Here is a 14,995-nt window from a genome sequence, read left to right as displayed (position 1 = left end):
AAATTATTTAGAGTAAAGTTCGACGATAAGCTGTTCCTTGATGTCCTCCGGAATTTGGATTCTTTCAGGAGCAGAAACGAAAGTACCTTCTTTCTTATCATCGTTGAATTGTAACCACTCATAATTAGCTTTAGAAGCTAATGAATCAGTAACAACCTCAAGAGATTTAGATTTCTCTCTTACAGCGATCACATCACCTGCTTTTACTAAATAAGAAGGAATGTTAAGGATCTCACCATTCACAGTAATGTGTCTGTGAGAAGTTAACTGTCTAGCAGCAGATCTTGTTTTAGCAAAACCTAATCTGAATACTACGTTATCCAATCTTGATTCACAAAGCTGTAATAGAACTTCACCTGTTACACCTTTACTTCTGTGTGCTTTTTCAAATAAGTTAGCAAACTGCTTTTCTAAAATACCGTAAGTATATTTAGCTTTTTGCTTTTCAGCTAGCTGAACTGCATATTCTGATTTCTTAGCACCTCTTCTTTTGTTAGGACCATGTTGTCCTGGCGGTTGGTTTTTTCTTCTTTCGAAGTTTTTGTCATCTCCGTAGATTGCAGCACCAAACTTTCTAGCAATCTTAGTTTTAGGTCCAATATATCTTGCCATAATGGGTAAATTCTAAAAATTAAACTCTTCTTCTTTTAGGTGGTCTACATCCATTGTGCGGCATAGGAGTCACATCAATGATTTCGCTAACTTCAATACCTGAATTGTGGATCGTTCTGATCGCAGATTCTCTACCTGCACCAGGACCTTTCACATACACCTTTACTCTTCTTAATCCAGCTTCGTGAGCAACATTAGAGCAATTTTCAGCTGCCATTTGAGCAGCAAATGGAGTATTCTTTTTAGAACCTCTGAAACCCATTTTACCGGCAGACGCCCAAGAGATAACTTCTCCGCTTTTATTTGTTAAAGAAATGATGATGTTATTGAAAGAAGCCTGAATATGCGCTTCTCCAATAGCTTCAACTTTTACTTTTCTTTTTTTAACTACTTTAGTTTGTTTTGCCATAATTCCTAACGATTATTTACTTGCTTTTTTCTTGTTAGCAACTGTTTTTCTCTTTCCTTTACGGGTTCTAGAGTTGTTTTTCGTTCTCTGGCCTCTTAAAGGTAGTCCTAGTCTGTGACGTATTCCTCGTTGGCATCCTATGTCCATCAATCTCTTGATGTTCAATTGCACTTCAGATCTTAATTCTCCTTCTACTTTTACGTTTTCTAAGATATAAGTTCTGATTGCAGCCAATTCATCGTCATTCCATTCGTTGACTTTCTTGTCTTCGCTGATACCGGCAGCCTTAAGGATTTCAGAAGAAGTACTTCTTCCAACTCCGTAGATGTAAGTTAAACCGATAACACCTCTTTTGTTTTTTGGTAAATCAATACCTGCAATTCTCGCCATAATTTAATGTTAGCCTTGTCTTTGTTTAAATTTTGGGTTCTTCTTGTTGATTACGAATAGTACACCTTTTCTGCGTACAATCTTGCAATCAGCGCTTCTTTTTTTAATTGATGCTCTAACTTTCATTTTGATAGTATTTATTTTTCAACAAGAGCCAAATGGAACATACATTCCATTTGGCAGCTGTTTTTAATATCTAAATGTGATCCTCCCTTTAGATAAATCGTAGGGAGACATTTCTAGTTTTACCTTGTCTCCAGGTAAAAGTTTAATATAATGCATTCTCATTTTACCGGAAATATGAGCGATAAGTATATGCCCATTCTCCAGCTCTACACGGAACTGGGCGTTCGAAAGTGCTTCCGTGATAACGCCGTCTTGTTCAATATGTTTTTGTTTTGCCATAAATTAATATCCAGTCGTTCTTGACAATTTAGACTGCATTAAGCCATCATAATGATGGTTCAGCAGATATGTATTAATCTGTTGAACGGTATCTAAAATAACTCCAACCATAATCAATAGTGATGTTCCCCCGAAAAATAGGGCGAACGCATCTGTCTGAACAAAGCTTCCATGCACTATTGCTGGAAGGACTGCAAAGATAGACAAAAATATTGCACCTGGCAAGGTAATTTTTGATAAAATATCATCTAAATAGTCAGCTGTCTCTTTACCGGGTCTTACTTTCGGTACTAAACCTCCATTTCTCTTCAAATCATCAGCCATTTGGTTCACCGGAATTGTAATTGCAGTATAGAAAAATGAGAATATAATAATTAATAGCGCGAACAATACGTTGTACTGCCAGCTAAAAACATTCTTGAAACCTGCAAGAAAAGTATTGGACTCATCGAATTTCGTCAATAATCCTGGTACGAACATCAATGCCTGAGCAAAGATAATCGGCATTACACCAGCAGCATTCACTTTCAATGGGATCCACTGTCTTGCTCCCTGCATAAGATTTCTGTTTACACCTCCTCTTGCTTGAGCTCTGCTTACATACTGAATTGGAATTTTCCTAACAGCGACAGATAATACCACTGCTAAAAGAACTACCAGCATCCAGAATATTACTTCAATAAGGATCATAATAGATCCCATTCCTCCTTTTCCGTTCTGCACGGCCATTTCCTGAACGAATGCTTCAGGTAATCTTGAAAGGATTCCCACCATAATAAGGATGGAAATACCGTTTCCGATACCTTTGTCGGTGATTTTCTCACCTAACCACATTGCGAATACTGAACCAGCAACCAAGATAACAATACTTGGTAACCAGAACATGATAGAATTTGGCTCTACATAGTATGCAGAAGAGAACTGAGCATATGGTAAGAATAATTGAGTAATAGAAGTTAAATAAGAAGGAGCCTGTACAAGACAAACACCAATCGTTAACCATCTAGTAATTTGATTCAATGTATTTCTACCTGACTCTCCATCCTTCTGAAGTTTCTGAAGATAAGGAATAGCCATTCCCATCAACTGAACAATAATAGAAGCAGAAATATAAGGCATGATTCCCAACGCCATTACGGAAGCGTGGCTGAAAGCTCCCCCCGTAAACGACGAAAGCAAGCCAAGGAGACCTGCTCCTTGCTTGTTACCGCCTTGATTTTTATAATGCTCTAAGAGATCTCCCACCTCTGCAAGGTTAATTGCAGGAAGTGAGATATAAGATGCGAATCTATACACAAGGATAATACCTAACGTAAAGAGAATTTTATCTCTTAATTCCTTTAGGCTCCAAATATTCTTAAGGGTTTGTATAAATTCTTTCATTAGTAAGTATTATAAGGTAATTGCTTTTCCACCTGCTTTAGCAATAAGCTCTTCAGCAGATTTAGTGAACTTGTCAGCAGAGATTGAAACCGCAGATTTCAATTCTCCTCTACCCATAATTTTCACTAATTCGTTTTTAGAAACGATCCCGTTCTCTACTAAAACTTCTTTCGTGATCTCTCCAGTGATGGATTTGTTCTCGATTAAAGTTTGAATAGTGTCTAGGTTTACTCCTCTAAACTCTTTTCTGTTTACGTTTTTGAATCCGAATTTAGGTAATCTCCTTTGTAAAGGCATCTGTCCACCTTCGAAACCGATTTTCTGAGAATAACCAGCTCTAGCTTTCTGACCTTTATGTCCTTTCGTAGCAGTACCTCCTTTTCCTGTACCCTGCCCTCTACCAATTCTTTTAGAGTTGTGAGTAGCACCTGCAGCAGGTCTTATGTTGTTTAAATTCATTTTAATTTTTGTTTTAAAATTATTTTTGAACTTCAAGTAAATGACTAACTGCAGCTATCATTCCTAAAATAGAAGGCGTAGCTTCGTGTTCTACAACTTGGTGAAGTTTCTTAAATCCTAATGCTTCAAGCGTTCTCTTTTGGGTTTTTGTTCTTCCAATAGCGCTTCTTACTTGCTTTACTTTGATTGTTGCCATTGTTCTAATATTAACCGTTAAACACTTTACTTAGAGAAACTCCTCTCATTCTAGCGATCTCTTCAGGTCTTCTGATATCTAATAACGCCTTGAAAGTAGCTTTCACTACGTTGTGAGGGTTAGAAGATCCTTTAGATTTTGAAAGGATATCGTGAATACCAGCAGACTCAAGTACCGCTCTTACCGCACCACCGGCGATAAGTCCTGTACCGTGAGAAGCAGGTCTTAAGAAGATATCTGCACCTCCATATCTAGCAGTAGTCTGGTGAGGAATAGTGTGGTTCATTACAGGAACTTTCACTAGGTTTTTCTTAGCATCTTCAACAGCTTTAGCAATTGCAGAAGCTACTTCTTTAGATTTTCCAAGACCGTGACCGATTACTCCGTCTTCGTTCCCTACTACAACAATAGCAGAAAATCCGAAAGCTCTACCTCCTTTGGTTACTTTTGTTACTCTGTTAACAGCTACGAGACGATCTTTTAATTCTAATCCTCCCGGTTTTACTCTTTCTATATTATCTAGTCCTAACATATTTCCGAAATTTTTATGATTAGAATTTAAGTCCTCCTTCTCTCGCTCCATCAGCAAGAGCTTTCACTCTTCCATGGTAAACGAAACCGTTTCTGTCAAATACAATACTTTCAATTCCTGCAGCGATAGCTTTAGCAGCGATAGCTTTACCAACAGCAGCAGAAACTTCAGTCTTAGTACCGTTAGCATCTACACCCTTCTCTCTAGAAGAAGCGGAAGCTAATGTTGTACCATTTTTATCATCGATTAACTGAGCGTAAATTTCCTTATTACTTTTATATACAGATAATCTTGGCAATTCAGAAGATCCAGAGATTTTTCCTCTTACTCTTCTTTTGATTCTTATTCTTTTTTCTAATTTACTTAATGCCATAATACTTATAATTTATTAAGCAGATTTACCAGCTTTACGTCTAACAATTTCTCCAAGGAATCTTACACCTTTTCCTTTGTAAGGTTCAGGTTTTCTGAAAGAACGAATCTTTGCAGCTACCATTCCTAGAAGTTGGTTGTCATGAGACGCTAAAGTAATAATTGGGTTTTTACCTTTTTCAGTCAATGTATCTACTTTTACTTCGTTTGGAAGTTCTAATACGATACCGTGAGAGAATCCTAAAGCTAACTCAAGTTTTTGACCTGTGTGTGAAGCTCTGTATCCTACTCCTACTAGTTCTAGTTTCTTTTCGAAACCTTTTTCAACACCAACAATCATGTTGGCGATCAACGCTCTGTATAAACCGTGAAGCGCTTTGTGTTGCTTAGAATCAGATGGTCTGTTTACATTAAGCTCGCCATCTTTTTGTTCTAAAGTAATTCCTGCTGTAAGCTCCTGAGAAAGTTCTCCTTTAGGACCTTTTACTGTTACAACACTGTTATTTTCAGTGACAGTAATTCCAGCTGGAATTGTTATAATTGCTTTACCAATTCTTGACATTTTCCTCTGATTAAAAATTAATAAACATAGCAGATTACTTCACCGCCTACTTTTTCTTCTCTAGCCTTCTTGTCAGTCATTACTCCTTTAGAAGTAGAGATAACAGCTATTCCCAAACCGTTCAGTACTCTTGGAAGTTCTGTAGAACCTTTGTACTGTCTTAAACCTGGTCTAGAAGCTCTCTGGATAGATTTAATAGCCGGCTTGTTAGTTTGCTTGTCATACTTTAAAGCGATTTTGATCGTACCTTGAACAGCGCTTTCTTCAAACTTAAAGTTTAAGATATAACCCTGATCAAATAAGATCTTAGTAATCTCCTTTTTGATTTTCGATGCAGGAATTTCCACCACTTTGTGGCCTGCGCTTTGTGCGTTCCTTACTCTTGTTAGGAAATCTGAAATTGGATCTGTTACCATTTTTCTATTTTAAATTATTGGTTAAAGACAATCAGTATTGAAGGGACTTGAAGATTAAAATATCAGACTTCAGAAAAACTTGGGTCTGATATTTTTATTCTTTAGTATCCAGACAACTTAATTGTCCCGATTAATTAGTAATTATTACCAACTAGCTTTTTTCACTCCCGGGATAAGACCGTTGTTGGCCATTTCACGGAACGTTACTCTAGAAAGACCGAAAGTTCTCATGTACCCTCTTGGTCTACCTGTTAGTTTACATCTGTTGTGTAATCTTACAGGAGAAGCATTTTTAGGTAATTTCTGAAGACCTTCATAGTCACCAGCTTCTTTTAAAGCTTTTCTTTTGTCAGCGTATTTAGCAACTAGTGCTTCTCTTTTGCGCTCACGCGCTTTCATTGATTCTTTAGCCATTTCTTAGTTCTTTTTAAATGGTAAACCGAAGTGAGTTAATAATGCTTTCGCTTCTTTATCTGTTTTCGCACTTGTTACGAAAGTGATGTCCATCCCTTGGATTTTTTTCACTTTGTCAATTACGATCTCAGGAAAGATAATCTGCTCAGTAATACCTAAGTTGTAGTTACCTCTACCATCGAACCCGTCTGCTTTGATACCAGAGAAATCTCTGATACGTGGTAAAGCAGAAGCAGTAAGTCTGTCTAAGAATTCATACATTTTATGAGCTCTCAATGTTACTTTAGCACCTACAGGCATACCTTTTCTCAATTTGAAAGCCGCTTCGTCTTTCTTAGAGATAGTACCAACTGCTTTCTGGCCAGTAATCATTGTTAATTCTTCTACAGCGTAATCAATGATTTTTTTGTCTGCAGTGGCATCACCTAATCCTTGAGATAGGATGATTTTTTCCAATTTAGGTACCTGCATTACAGATTTGTACCCAAATTCTTCCATCATTGCAGGAACAATTTTCTCTCTGTATATATTTTTGGGTCTTGCTATAAATTCCATGTGTTAATTCAAATTATAAAGTTTCACCCGTTTTTTTATCGATTCTCACTTTCTTATCTCCGTCGATTTTATAACCAACTCTTACCGCTTTTCCGTCTTTACCAACTAGAGCGATGTTTGAGATATGAATAGAAGCTTCTTTTTCAGTGATTCCACCTTGAGGGTTAGAAGCTGAAGGCTTAACGTGTTTCTTAACGATGTTAAGACCTGCAACGATAACTCTAGGATCTTTTCCTTCTTTTTTGATCACTTCAATAACTTCACCTGTCTTACCTTTGATATCTTTCTTACCAGTAGTAATGATGACGTTATCTCCTCTTTTTATTTTTAACTTTGACATTTTCTTTTAAAAATTTTAAAAATTAAAGTACTTCAGGAGCTAATGAAATGATTTTCATATATTCTTTGTCTCTCAACTCACGAGCAACTGGTCCGAAAACACGCGTTCCTCTCATTTCTCCCGCTGCGTTTAGTAATACACAAGCATTGTCTTCGAATTTGATGTATGAACCATCTTTTCTTCTAACTGCTTTTTTAGTTCTTACGACTACAGCTTTAGATACCTGACCTTTTTTAGCATTTCCTGATGGCGTAGAATCCTTGATAGTAACAACGATTTTATCACCAACTGAAGCATATCTTCTTCTGGTTCCTCCCAGAACTCTGATAACTAGTACTTCTTTTGCACCTGTGTTATCAGCAACTTTTAATCTTGATTCTGTTTGTAACATTATTACTTAGCTTTTTCAATGATTCTTACTAATCTCCATCTCTTGCTCTTGCTCAAAGGTCTAGTTTCTTGGATAAGAACTGTATCACCTTCTGTGCATTCGTTGTTCTCGTCATGTGCAGTATATTTTTTCGTTTTCAAAACGAATTTACCGTACATCGGGTGTTTCACTCTAGTAGTCTCACTTACAACAATGGTCTTTTCCATTTTATTGCTGGAAACTATTCCGATTCTTTCTTTTCTTAAGTTTCTTTCCATAATGTATGAAAATCTTATTGTTGTTTAGTGGTTAACTCAGTGTTTAGTCTAGCGATCGATCTTCTCAAATCTCTGATTTGAATCGGGTTTTCAATTGGACTGATCTTGTGAGCCAATTTCAGTTTTGAATATTGAGTTTTCAATTCAGCAAGTTTTGCTTGAATATCACCCGCGCTTAAATTTTTAATATCAGCTTGTTTCATTGTATCAAAGATTATAGAGGTTTAACAAAATCGTTAGCAACTACGAATTTAGTAATTACCGGTAATTTCTGTGCAGCAAGTCTTAAAGCTTCCTTAGCGATGTCGTAAGATACTCCTCCGATCTCGAACATGATTTTACCTGGTTTTACTACAGCTACCCAATATTCCACAGCACCTTTACCTTTACCCATCCTTACTTCGGCTGGTTTCTTAGTAATAGGCTTATCCGGGAAGATTTTGATCCATAGCTGACCCTCTCTCTTCATATATCTAGTCGCAGCGATACGAGCAGCTTCGATTTGTCTTGCAGTGATCCAAGCACCTTCTATAGCTTTGATTCCAAATGTTCCGTAAGCCAGTTGATTACCTCTTTGAGCAATCCCCTTCATCTTCATCTTGTGAACTCTACGGAATTTGGTTCTTTTTGGTTGTAACATAATTTCTAAATTTTAGATTTTAGATTTTAGATTTTAGATTTTTTATATTTTAAAAAAGTAACGGTAATTTAAAATTCAAAATTTCTAACCTAAAATTTTTAATTATTATTGTTATTATTGTTATTATTCTTTCTAGGTCTTCTGTTATCTCGGTCTCCACCTCTGTTTCCGCCTCCTGAAGGACCTCCTTTCTTCTGTTGTCCCACTAGTGGAGAAAGGTCTCTTTTACCGTAAACCTCTCCTTTCATGATCCAAACTTTCACTCCTAGTCTACCGTAAGTAGTGTGAGCTTCAGCCCAGTGATAATCGATATCAGCTCTGAAAGTAGACAAAGGAATTCTTCCGTCTTTGAAAGATTCGCTTCTTGCCATTTCAGCACCGTTCAATCTACCAGAGATTTGAACTTTGATACCTTCAGCACCCATTCTCATTGTACTTGCCATCGCCATTTTAACAGCTCTTCTGTAAGAAATTCTGTTTTCAATCTGCTTAGAGATGCTGTCTGCTACTAGTACTGCGTCAAGTTCAGGTCTTTTGATTTCGAAAATGTTGATTTGAATATCCTTACCTGTAAGTTTCTTCAATTCTTCTTTCAATTTATCAACTTCCTGACCTCCTTTACCGATGATAAGTCCCGGTCTAGCAGTAGTAATAGTTACTGTAACTAATTTTAAAGTTCTTTCAATATAAATTTTTGAAATACCACCTTTAGATAATCTAGCTTCAAGGTATCTTCTGATTTTGTAGTCTTCAGCGATTCTGTCTCCATAATCTTTACCACCAAACCAGTTTGAATCCCATCCTCTGATGATACCTAATCTGTTACCAATTGGATTTGTCTTCTGTCCCATACCTTGATTAATTTTCTTTATTACCTAAGATTAATGTAATGTGGTTTGATCTTTTTCTGATTCTATACCCTCTACCTTGTGGAGCTGGTCTTAGTCTCTTCAATTGTCTTGCACTGTCTACAAAAATTTCTTTAACGATAAGATTAGCTTCTTCGATATCAGCACCTTCGTTTTTAGCTTGCCAGTTGGCCATTGCTGAAAGTAAGACTTTTTCTAATTTATTAGAAGCGTCTTTCTTTGAATATTTTAGGATGTATAAAGCTTTGTCTACTTCTACGCCTCTGATGATATCAGCTACTAATCTCATCTTTCTTGGAGAAGAAGGGCAATCGTTATGTAATGCTTTTACTACATCTTGATTTGTTAACTTACGTGCTAATGCACTTTCTCTTTTTCTTGATCCCATGATTATCTACTTCCTTTGTTTTTATTACCACCATGACCTCTGAAAGATCTTGTTGGAGAAAATTCGCCTAACTTGTGACCAACCATGTTTTCTGTAACATAAACAGGGATAAAAGATTTCCCGTTGTGTACAGCAATAGTTTGTCCTACGAAGTCTGGAGAGATCATAGACGCTCTAGACCAAGTTTTGATAACTGTCTTCTTACCAGACTCTATGTTTGTCTGAACCTTCTTATCTAAAGTATGATGAATGAATGGTCCTTTTTTAAGTGATCTTGCCATAATTATTTACGTTTAGATATGATATGACGGTTAGACGCTTTGTTTTTCTTTCTGGTTTTGTAACCTTTAGCAGGCATACCATTTCTAGATCTTGGGTGACCTCCTGAAGAACGACCTTCACCACCTCCCATTGGGTGATCTACAGGGTTCATTACAACTGGTCTAGTTCTAGGTCTTCTACCTAACCATCTGCTTCTACCAGCCTTACCTGAAACAGTTAACTGATGATCAGAGTTAGAAACAGATCCAATCATTGCATAACACTCAGTAAGAATCATTCTTGATTCTCCTGAAGGCAATTTGATGATTGCATATTTTCCATCTCTTGAAGTTAATTGAGCTGAAGAACCAGCACTTCTTGCTAAAATAGCACCTTGTCCAGGCTTCATTTCAACACAAGAAATAACAGTACCCAATGGAATGTTTTTCAATTTCATTGCGTTACCGATATTCGGTTCTACGCTTTCTCCTGAAACTACCTTCTGATCTACTTTGATACCGTTTGGAGCGATGATATATCTCTTCTCTCCGTCTGCGTACTCTAATAAAGCGATAAATGCAGTTCTGTTTGGATCATATTCTACAGTTTTTACCGTTGCTTCAACATCATGCTTGTTTCTTTTGAAGTCGATAATTCTGTATTTCTTTTTGTGTCCACCTCCGGTGTAACGCATGGTCATTTTACCAGTTTGGTTACGTCCACCTGACTTACTAATACCAACTGTTAGAGATTTCTCTGGTTTGTTGGTAGTAATTTCCTCAAAATTGTTAACAATTCTGAATCTCTGTCCTGGGGTGATAGGTTTTAATTTTCTAACAGACATTACTATTATTTATAATTAATAATTAATTTACAGCAAAAATATCGATAACCTCACCTTCAACAAGCTTGATTACCGCCTTTTTCAATTTGTTTGTCTTTCCTACTTGAAGACCTTTTTTAGTGTATTTCGAAGAAACCTTCGGAGCATAAATCATTGTATTAACGTCTGCTACTTTTACACCGTAAGCTGCTTCAACAGCTTTTTTAATCTGGATCTTATTAGCCTTAGGATCTACTAAGAAAGAATAAGAACCTCTTAAATCTGTAAGGTAATTAGCCTTTTCTGAGATAACTGGTTTAATAATAAGTGACATGATTTATTTCTTTAAATTTTCCTGGAATTTTTCAACTGCACCTTCTAAGAATACGATCTCACCTGCATTCATTAAGTCATATGAACTAATTTCGTTGAAGTTCATTACTTTAGTTTTAGGTAAGTTTCTTGAAGATAAATATACATTCTTGTTAGCTTCAGGAAGAACGAATAGAGATTTCTTATCGTTTAATGCCAATGCATTTAAGATAGAGATGAAATCTTTAGTTTTAGGAGCGCTTAAGCTCATATCTTCCATTACTCTGATGCTGTTGTCTCTCATTTTCTGAGATAAAACAGATTTTTTAGCTAATCTCTTAAGAGCTTTGTTCAATTTGAATCTGTAGTCTCTTGGTTTTGGTCCGAATACTCTACCTCCACCTCTGAAAGTTGGAGATTTGATATCACCATATCTAGCAGAACCAGATCCTTTTTGCTTCTTAAGTTTCTTAGTAGAAGCAGTAATTTCGCTTCTTTCCTTTGATTTATGAGTCCCTTGTCTCTGTGCTGCAAGGTACTGTTTAACTTCTAAGTAAACCGCGTGCTGATTTGGCTCAATTCCGAATACTGATTCGTCTAGAGTTACTTTTCTTCCGGTCTCTTTTCCTGATGTATTTAATACTACTAGTTCCATTTTCTGATAATTACATAAGAATTTTTAGCTCCCGGAACAGCACCTTTTACTACTAAAAGATTTTGTTCTTGATCCACTTTTAATACTTGAAGGTTTTGAACAGTTACCTGCTTACCTCCCATTCTACCCGCCATTCTCATTCCTTTGAATACTCTTGAAGGATCCGATCCAGCACCGATAGAACCTGGAGCTCTAAGTCTGTTGTGCTGACCATGAGTAGCTTGCATTACACCTCCAAAGCCATGTCTTTTAACAACACCTTGGAAACCTTTACCTTTTGAAGTTCCTGTTACGTCAACGAATTCACCTTCAGCGAATAAGTTCACTTTTACTTCTTCTCCTACTTTTACTTCGTCTACGAATTCTCTGTAGAATTCTACCAACTTAGCTTTTGGAGCAGAACCAGCCTTTTTGAAATGGCCAGCTAACGCTTTACCTACGTTCTTTTCACTCTTGTCATCGAAACCTAACTGAACTGACTTGTAGCCGTCCTTTTCTATGGTTCTGACCTGTAAAACCGAGCATGGACCCGCCTGAATAACTGTACAAGGAATGTTTTTTCCTTCTTCGTTAAACAAAGACGTCATACCGATTTTTTTACCAATAATACCTGACATTGTTTATGTTATAATAAAATTTATCTTTCTATTTCTACATTTTTAGGAAGTCTGAAGTAATTTCTACTTTTGATATAGGCATACTACGCCCCTAAAATGGAGTGTGCAAATTTATGAATATTTTTATAACTGACAAATATTTTGAGTAAAATATTTTGATTTTTAATCAATTAGATCATTTTGAAAAAATCCGGACGAAATTTTCAGAGAAATTATTTTGTTCTTAAAAAAGAAATGATGAAGGAATTTATTTTACAATTACCGAAACCCCTATTTCTTCCAGACCAGCTTTATCCTCATCACAAATACCATCATCCGTGATCAGATAATCTATTTTATCCAGAGGAGCGATCTTCCCGAAACCTTTCTTATTCAGTTTCGAAGAGTCACCAAGAATAACCACTTTTTCGGAACATTCTATCATAAGCTGATTCAGATGGGCTTCTGCTGCATTAGAAGTACTGATCCCGAATTCCATATCAATACCATCTACCCCAAGAAAGAGTTTATTACAGGAAAATTGTCTGAGAATGGTTTCTGAAATAGATCCTACTATAGAAGTAGAACTCTTTCTCACTTCCCCACCTAATTGTATGATATTAATATTAGGATTATTGCAAAGCTCCAGTGCAACCCTTAAAGAAGAAGTAAGAACCGTAAGCGGACCGAAATTCACCAGCATCCTCGCCAGATAGTGCATCGTAGTTCCCGAAGCCAGAATAATACAGTCATTCTCCTGGATAAGCTGCAAAGCTGCTTTCGCGATGTTCTGTTTCGCTTCTACATTGATGTTTTCTTTTTCATCTACATTCCTTTCATATGCATAGCGCACATGCTTACTCGCCCCTCCATGGTTTCGAAAAAGCAATCCCAGACTTTCGAGATAATTCAGATCCTTTCGAACCGTAACCGACGAAACATTCAGCTTCTCACATAAATCCTGTACCAGAACATGCCCTTTTTCATTCAGTTCCTTTAATATATCATCGTGCCTTGGTATTAACTTTTCCATTCTGATTCTTTCATCAAAAATACCATTTTTTTCCGAGACCGATAAAATTTCATTTATTTTCTTTTTAGTTTCGTTTTTAATTTATACATTTGAAAACGAAACATAAACGAAACATTTATGAAACGAAACGAAGAACTTAGTAAACTGACCAGTGTGCAGGAATGGGACTTTATTGTCATCGGAGGTGGAGCCAGTGGTCTGGGCTCAGCACTGGATGCAGCCAGCAGAGGATTTAAAACCCTGCTCCTCGAGTCCCACGATTTTGCAAAAGCAACATCCAGCCGAAGCACCAAACTGGTACACGGCGGTGTAAGATATCTTGCCCAGGGAGATGTAGGACTTGTAAAAGAAGCCCTGAAAGAAAGAGGACTGCTTGCCCAAAATGCAGCACATGTAGTCAAAAACCAGTCATTTATTATTCCCAACTACACCTGGTGGGGAGGTATCTACTATAAGATAGGATTGTCTCTTTATGATTTCCTTGCAGGAAAACTCAGTCTTGGAAAAACAAAATACATCAGCAAAGCCAAAACCATTGAAAAACTACCCACAATTGAACAGCACAACCTCGCCAGCGGTGTAGTGTATCAGGACGGACAGTTTGACGATGCGAGATTAGCGATCAACCTTTCCCAGACTCTTATAGAAAAAGGAGGAAGCGCGGTGAACTATATGAAAGTAACCGGCCTTCTGAAAAATGATTCCGGAAAGATAAACGGCGTAAAAGCGGAAGACCAGTTTTCCAACCAGCAGTATGAGCTCCGTGCGAAAGCTGTGATCAATGCAACAGGGGTATTCACGAATGACATTCTGAATATGAATAATCCTAAGCACGGTAAATTTGTCGTTCCAAGCCAGGGTATCCACTTGGTATTAGACAAATCTTTCCTTAAAAGTGATGATGCCATCATGATTCCTAAAACATCAGACGGCCGAGTGCTGTTCGTTGTCCCTTGGCACGACAGAGCATTGGTAGGAACTACAGATACCCTTCTGGAAAGTCCAAGCTTTGAACCGCATGCTTTGGAATCTGAAATTAATTTCGTTCTCACGACAGCCAGACAATATTTAGCCAAGAAACCGACGAGAGAAGACGTAAAATCTATGTTCGCCGGATTGAGACCGCTTGCCGCACCAAAAGAAGGAGGTAAAAACACAAAAGAGGTTTCCCGAAGCCACAAAGTCATTACTTCAGATACAGGATTGGTTTCCATCATCGGCGGAAAATGGACCACGTACCGTAAAATGGCACAGGACACTGTAGATAAAGCGGTAGAAATTCTTCATTTAAACGGAGGACCTTCTCAAACAGAAAACATGTCTATTCACGGGAATATAAAAGCAGAACTTGTAGACCGTACCAGTCATCTATATGTATACGGATCCGATATTCCAGCTATCAAAGCGTTACAGAGCAGCGATCCTCAGTATTCCAAAAAAATACATCCGGATCATGCTTTCACTATAGCAGAAGCCGTTTGGGCCATACGACATGAAATGGCAGAAACCATAGAAGACATTCTCGCCAGAAGAGTCAGACTCTTATTTTTAGATGCAAGAGCCGCCATCGATAGTGCCCACACGATTGCACAGCTTATTGCCAAAGAAAAAGACTATTCTCAGGAATGGGCAAATGATCAGGAAAAAGAATTTATTGAATTAGCACAAGGATATTTATTAACGCCTTACTCTCCCAAAACTATTACTCATAACTAAAGATTTGCA

General features: G+C 37.2%; 28 protein-coding genes. 1 reads left to right on the top strand and 27 read right to left on the bottom strand.

All coding sequences use genetic code 11. The features are described 5' to 3' along the window. Positions 1-3 precede the first annotated feature (3 nt). The 27 genes from rpsD to BUA72_RS20315 all read right to left on the bottom strand — a co-directional run bounded on the left by rpsD (position 4) and on the right by BUA72_RS20315 (position 13,270). Positions 4-612, bottom strand: a complete 609-nt coding sequence (rpsD, locus tag BUA72_RS20445; protein ID WP_072924840.1) for a 30S ribosomal protein S4 — start codon at positions 610-612, stop codon at positions 4-6. Between the two features lie 19 nt (positions 613-631). Beyond that, complete coding sequence (gene rpsK, locus BUA72_RS20440) at positions 632-1,021, bottom strand: 30S ribosomal protein S11 (protein WP_027387198.1); 390 nt, start codon at positions 1,019-1,021, stop codon at positions 632-634. Between the two features lie 12 nt (positions 1,022-1,033). Next, positions 1,034-1,411, bottom strand: coding sequence for a 30S ribosomal protein S13 (gene rpsM, locus BUA72_RS20435; RefSeq protein ID WP_034694696.1), 378 nt, complete (start codon positions 1,409-1,411; stop codon positions 1,034-1,036). A 9-nt stretch (positions 1,412-1,420) separates the two neighbouring features. Further along, the gene (gene rpmJ / locus BUA72_RS20430; RefSeq protein WP_007839480.1) at positions 1,421-1,537 is read right to left on the bottom strand and encodes a 50S ribosomal protein L36; all 117 of its coding nucleotides are present in this window, start codon (positions 1,535-1,537) and stop codon (positions 1,421-1,423) included. A 63-nt stretch (positions 1,538-1,600) separates the two neighbouring features. Beyond that, positions 1,601-1,816 carry a translation initiation factor IF-1 gene (gene infA, locus BUA72_RS20425; protein WP_027381317.1) on the bottom strand — a complete coding sequence of 72 codons (216 nt, stop codon included), beginning with the start codon at positions 1,814-1,816 and terminating at the stop codon, positions 1,601-1,603. A 3-nt stretch (positions 1,817-1,819) separates the two neighbouring features. After that, a complete protein-coding gene (gene secY, locus BUA72_RS20420) occupies positions 1,820-3,199 on the bottom strand; it encodes a preprotein translocase subunit SecY (RefSeq protein WP_034725974.1) in 1,380 nt (459 codons plus the stop codon). Between the two features lie 9 nt (positions 3,200-3,208). Further along, a complete protein-coding gene (rplO, locus tag BUA72_RS20415) occupies positions 3,209-3,658 on the bottom strand; it encodes a 50S ribosomal protein L15 (RefSeq protein ID WP_034726154.1) in 450 nt (149 codons plus the stop codon). Between the two features lie 19 nt (positions 3,659-3,677). After that, a complete protein-coding gene (rpmD, locus tag BUA72_RS20410; RefSeq protein WP_007839493.1) occupies positions 3,678-3,854 on the bottom strand; it encodes a 50S ribosomal protein L30 in 177 nt (58 codons plus the stop codon). Between the two features lie 10 nt (positions 3,855-3,864). After that, positions 3,865-4,386 carry a 30S ribosomal protein S5 gene (gene rpsE, locus BUA72_RS20405; RefSeq protein ID WP_034703137.1) on the bottom strand — a complete coding sequence of 174 codons (522 nt, stop codon included), beginning with the start codon at positions 4,384-4,386 and terminating at the stop codon, positions 3,865-3,867. A gap of 19 nt (positions 4,387-4,405) precedes the next feature. Further along, positions 4,406-4,759: a 50S ribosomal protein L18 gene (gene rplR, locus BUA72_RS20400; RefSeq protein ID WP_047454305.1), complete on the bottom strand. Its 354-nt coding sequence runs from the start codon at positions 4,757-4,759 to the stop codon at positions 4,406-4,408. A gap of 15 nt (positions 4,760-4,774) precedes the next feature. Then, complete coding sequence (gene rplF, locus BUA72_RS20395; RefSeq protein ID WP_047454304.1) at positions 4,775-5,320, bottom strand: 50S ribosomal protein L6; 546 nt, start codon at positions 5,318-5,320, stop codon at positions 4,775-4,777. 17 nt (positions 5,321-5,337) lie between these two features. After that, positions 5,338-5,736: a 30S ribosomal protein S8 gene (gene rpsH, locus BUA72_RS20390; protein WP_034725979.1), complete on the bottom strand. Its 399-nt coding sequence runs from the start codon at positions 5,734-5,736 to the stop codon at positions 5,338-5,340. 144 nt (positions 5,737-5,880) lie between these two features. After that, positions 5,881-6,150: a 30S ribosomal protein S14 gene (gene rpsN / locus BUA72_RS20385; RefSeq protein ID WP_034702868.1), complete on the bottom strand. Its 270-nt coding sequence runs from the start codon at positions 6,148-6,150 to the stop codon at positions 5,881-5,883. Between the two features lie 3 nt (positions 6,151-6,153). Further along, the gene (rplE, locus tag BUA72_RS20380; RefSeq protein WP_047454303.1) at positions 6,154-6,705 is read right to left on the bottom strand and encodes a 50S ribosomal protein L5; all 552 of its coding nucleotides are present in this window, start codon (positions 6,703-6,705) and stop codon (positions 6,154-6,156) included. Positions 6,706-6,718: 13 nt separating this feature from the next. After that, positions 6,719-7,045, bottom strand: coding sequence for a 50S ribosomal protein L24 (gene rplX / locus BUA72_RS20375; RefSeq protein ID WP_047454302.1), 327 nt, complete (start codon positions 7,043-7,045; stop codon positions 6,719-6,721). Positions 7,046-7,067: 22 nt separating this feature from the next. Next, on the bottom strand, positions 7,068-7,436 hold the full coding sequence (rplN, locus tag BUA72_RS20370; protein WP_007839504.1) for a 50S ribosomal protein L14: 369 nt from the start codon (positions 7,434-7,436) through the stop codon (positions 7,068-7,070). Between the two features lie 2 nt (positions 7,437-7,438). Continuing rightward, on the bottom strand, positions 7,439-7,696 hold the full coding sequence (rpsQ, locus tag BUA72_RS20365) for a 30S ribosomal protein S17 (protein WP_053073319.1): 258 nt from the start codon (positions 7,694-7,696) through the stop codon (positions 7,439-7,441). Between the two features lie 11 nt (positions 7,697-7,707). Continuing rightward, positions 7,708-7,896: a 50S ribosomal protein L29 gene (gene rpmC / locus BUA72_RS20360; protein ID WP_034725985.1), complete on the bottom strand. Its 189-nt coding sequence runs from the start codon at positions 7,894-7,896 to the stop codon at positions 7,708-7,710. 11 nt (positions 7,897-7,907) lie between these two features. After that, the gene (gene rplP / locus BUA72_RS20355; RefSeq protein ID WP_034725986.1) at positions 7,908-8,333 is read right to left on the bottom strand and encodes a 50S ribosomal protein L16; all 426 of its coding nucleotides are present in this window, start codon (positions 8,331-8,333) and stop codon (positions 7,908-7,910) included. Between the two features lie 98 nt (positions 8,334-8,431). Continuing rightward, positions 8,432-9,184 (bottom strand): 30S ribosomal protein S3, encoded by a 753-nt coding sequence (gene rpsC, locus BUA72_RS20350; protein ID WP_034702856.1) that lies wholly within the window; start codon positions 9,182-9,184, stop codon positions 8,432-8,434. 7 nt (positions 9,185-9,191) lie between these two features. Beyond that, positions 9,192-9,590 carry a 50S ribosomal protein L22 gene (gene rplV / locus BUA72_RS20345; protein WP_034702853.1) on the bottom strand — a complete coding sequence of 133 codons (399 nt, stop codon included), beginning with the start codon at positions 9,588-9,590 and terminating at the stop codon, positions 9,192-9,194. Positions 9,591-9,592: 2 nt separating this feature from the next. Continuing rightward, complete coding sequence (rpsS, locus tag BUA72_RS20340; protein ID WP_034702850.1) at positions 9,593-9,871, bottom strand: 30S ribosomal protein S19; 279 nt, start codon at positions 9,869-9,871, stop codon at positions 9,593-9,595. 2 nt (positions 9,872-9,873) lie between these two features. Then, positions 9,874-10,695 (bottom strand): 50S ribosomal protein L2, encoded by an 822-nt coding sequence (gene rplB / locus BUA72_RS20335; protein WP_034702846.1) that lies wholly within the window; start codon positions 10,693-10,695, stop codon positions 9,874-9,876. A gap of 22 nt (positions 10,696-10,717) precedes the next feature. Next, positions 10,718-11,008: a 50S ribosomal protein L23 gene (gene rplW / locus BUA72_RS20330; RefSeq protein WP_034702844.1), complete on the bottom strand. Its 291-nt coding sequence runs from the start codon at positions 11,006-11,008 to the stop codon at positions 10,718-10,720. Positions 11,009-11,011: 3 nt separating this feature from the next. Continuing rightward, positions 11,012-11,641, bottom strand: a complete 630-nt coding sequence (rplD, locus tag BUA72_RS20325; RefSeq protein ID WP_047454297.1) for a 50S ribosomal protein L4 — start codon at positions 11,639-11,641, stop codon at positions 11,012-11,014. After that, positions 11,632-12,258 (bottom strand): 50S ribosomal protein L3, encoded by a 627-nt coding sequence (gene rplC / locus BUA72_RS20320; RefSeq protein ID WP_034725991.1) that lies wholly within the window; start codon positions 12,256-12,258, stop codon positions 11,632-11,634. Before rplC ends, rplD begins: the two co-directional genes overlap by 10 nt. A 247-nt stretch (positions 12,259-12,505) precedes the next feature. Next, positions 12,506-13,270 (bottom strand): DeoR/GlpR family DNA-binding transcription regulator, encoded by a 765-nt coding sequence (locus tag BUA72_RS20315; protein ID WP_072924838.1) that lies wholly within the window; start codon positions 13,268-13,270, stop codon positions 12,506-12,508. Positions 13,271-13,387: 117 nt separating this feature from the next. Here BUA72_RS20315 and BUA72_RS20310 point away from each other — a divergent pair, with 117 nt between their 5' ends. Continuing rightward, positions 13,388-14,986, top strand: coding sequence for a glycerol-3-phosphate dehydrogenase/oxidase (locus tag BUA72_RS20310; RefSeq protein WP_072924837.1), 1,599 nt, complete (start codon positions 13,388-13,390; stop codon positions 14,984-14,986). Positions 14,987-14,995: the final 9 nt, after the last annotated feature.

The sequence above is a fragment of the Chryseobacterium sp. OV279 genome (genome assembly GCF_900128945.1).
Lineage (GTDB): Bacteria > Bacteroidota > Bacteroidia > Flavobacteriales > Weeksellaceae > Chryseobacterium.
The sequence above is the reverse complement of the archived record's forward strand: the minus strand, read 5'-3'. Positions and strand labels throughout refer to the sequence as shown.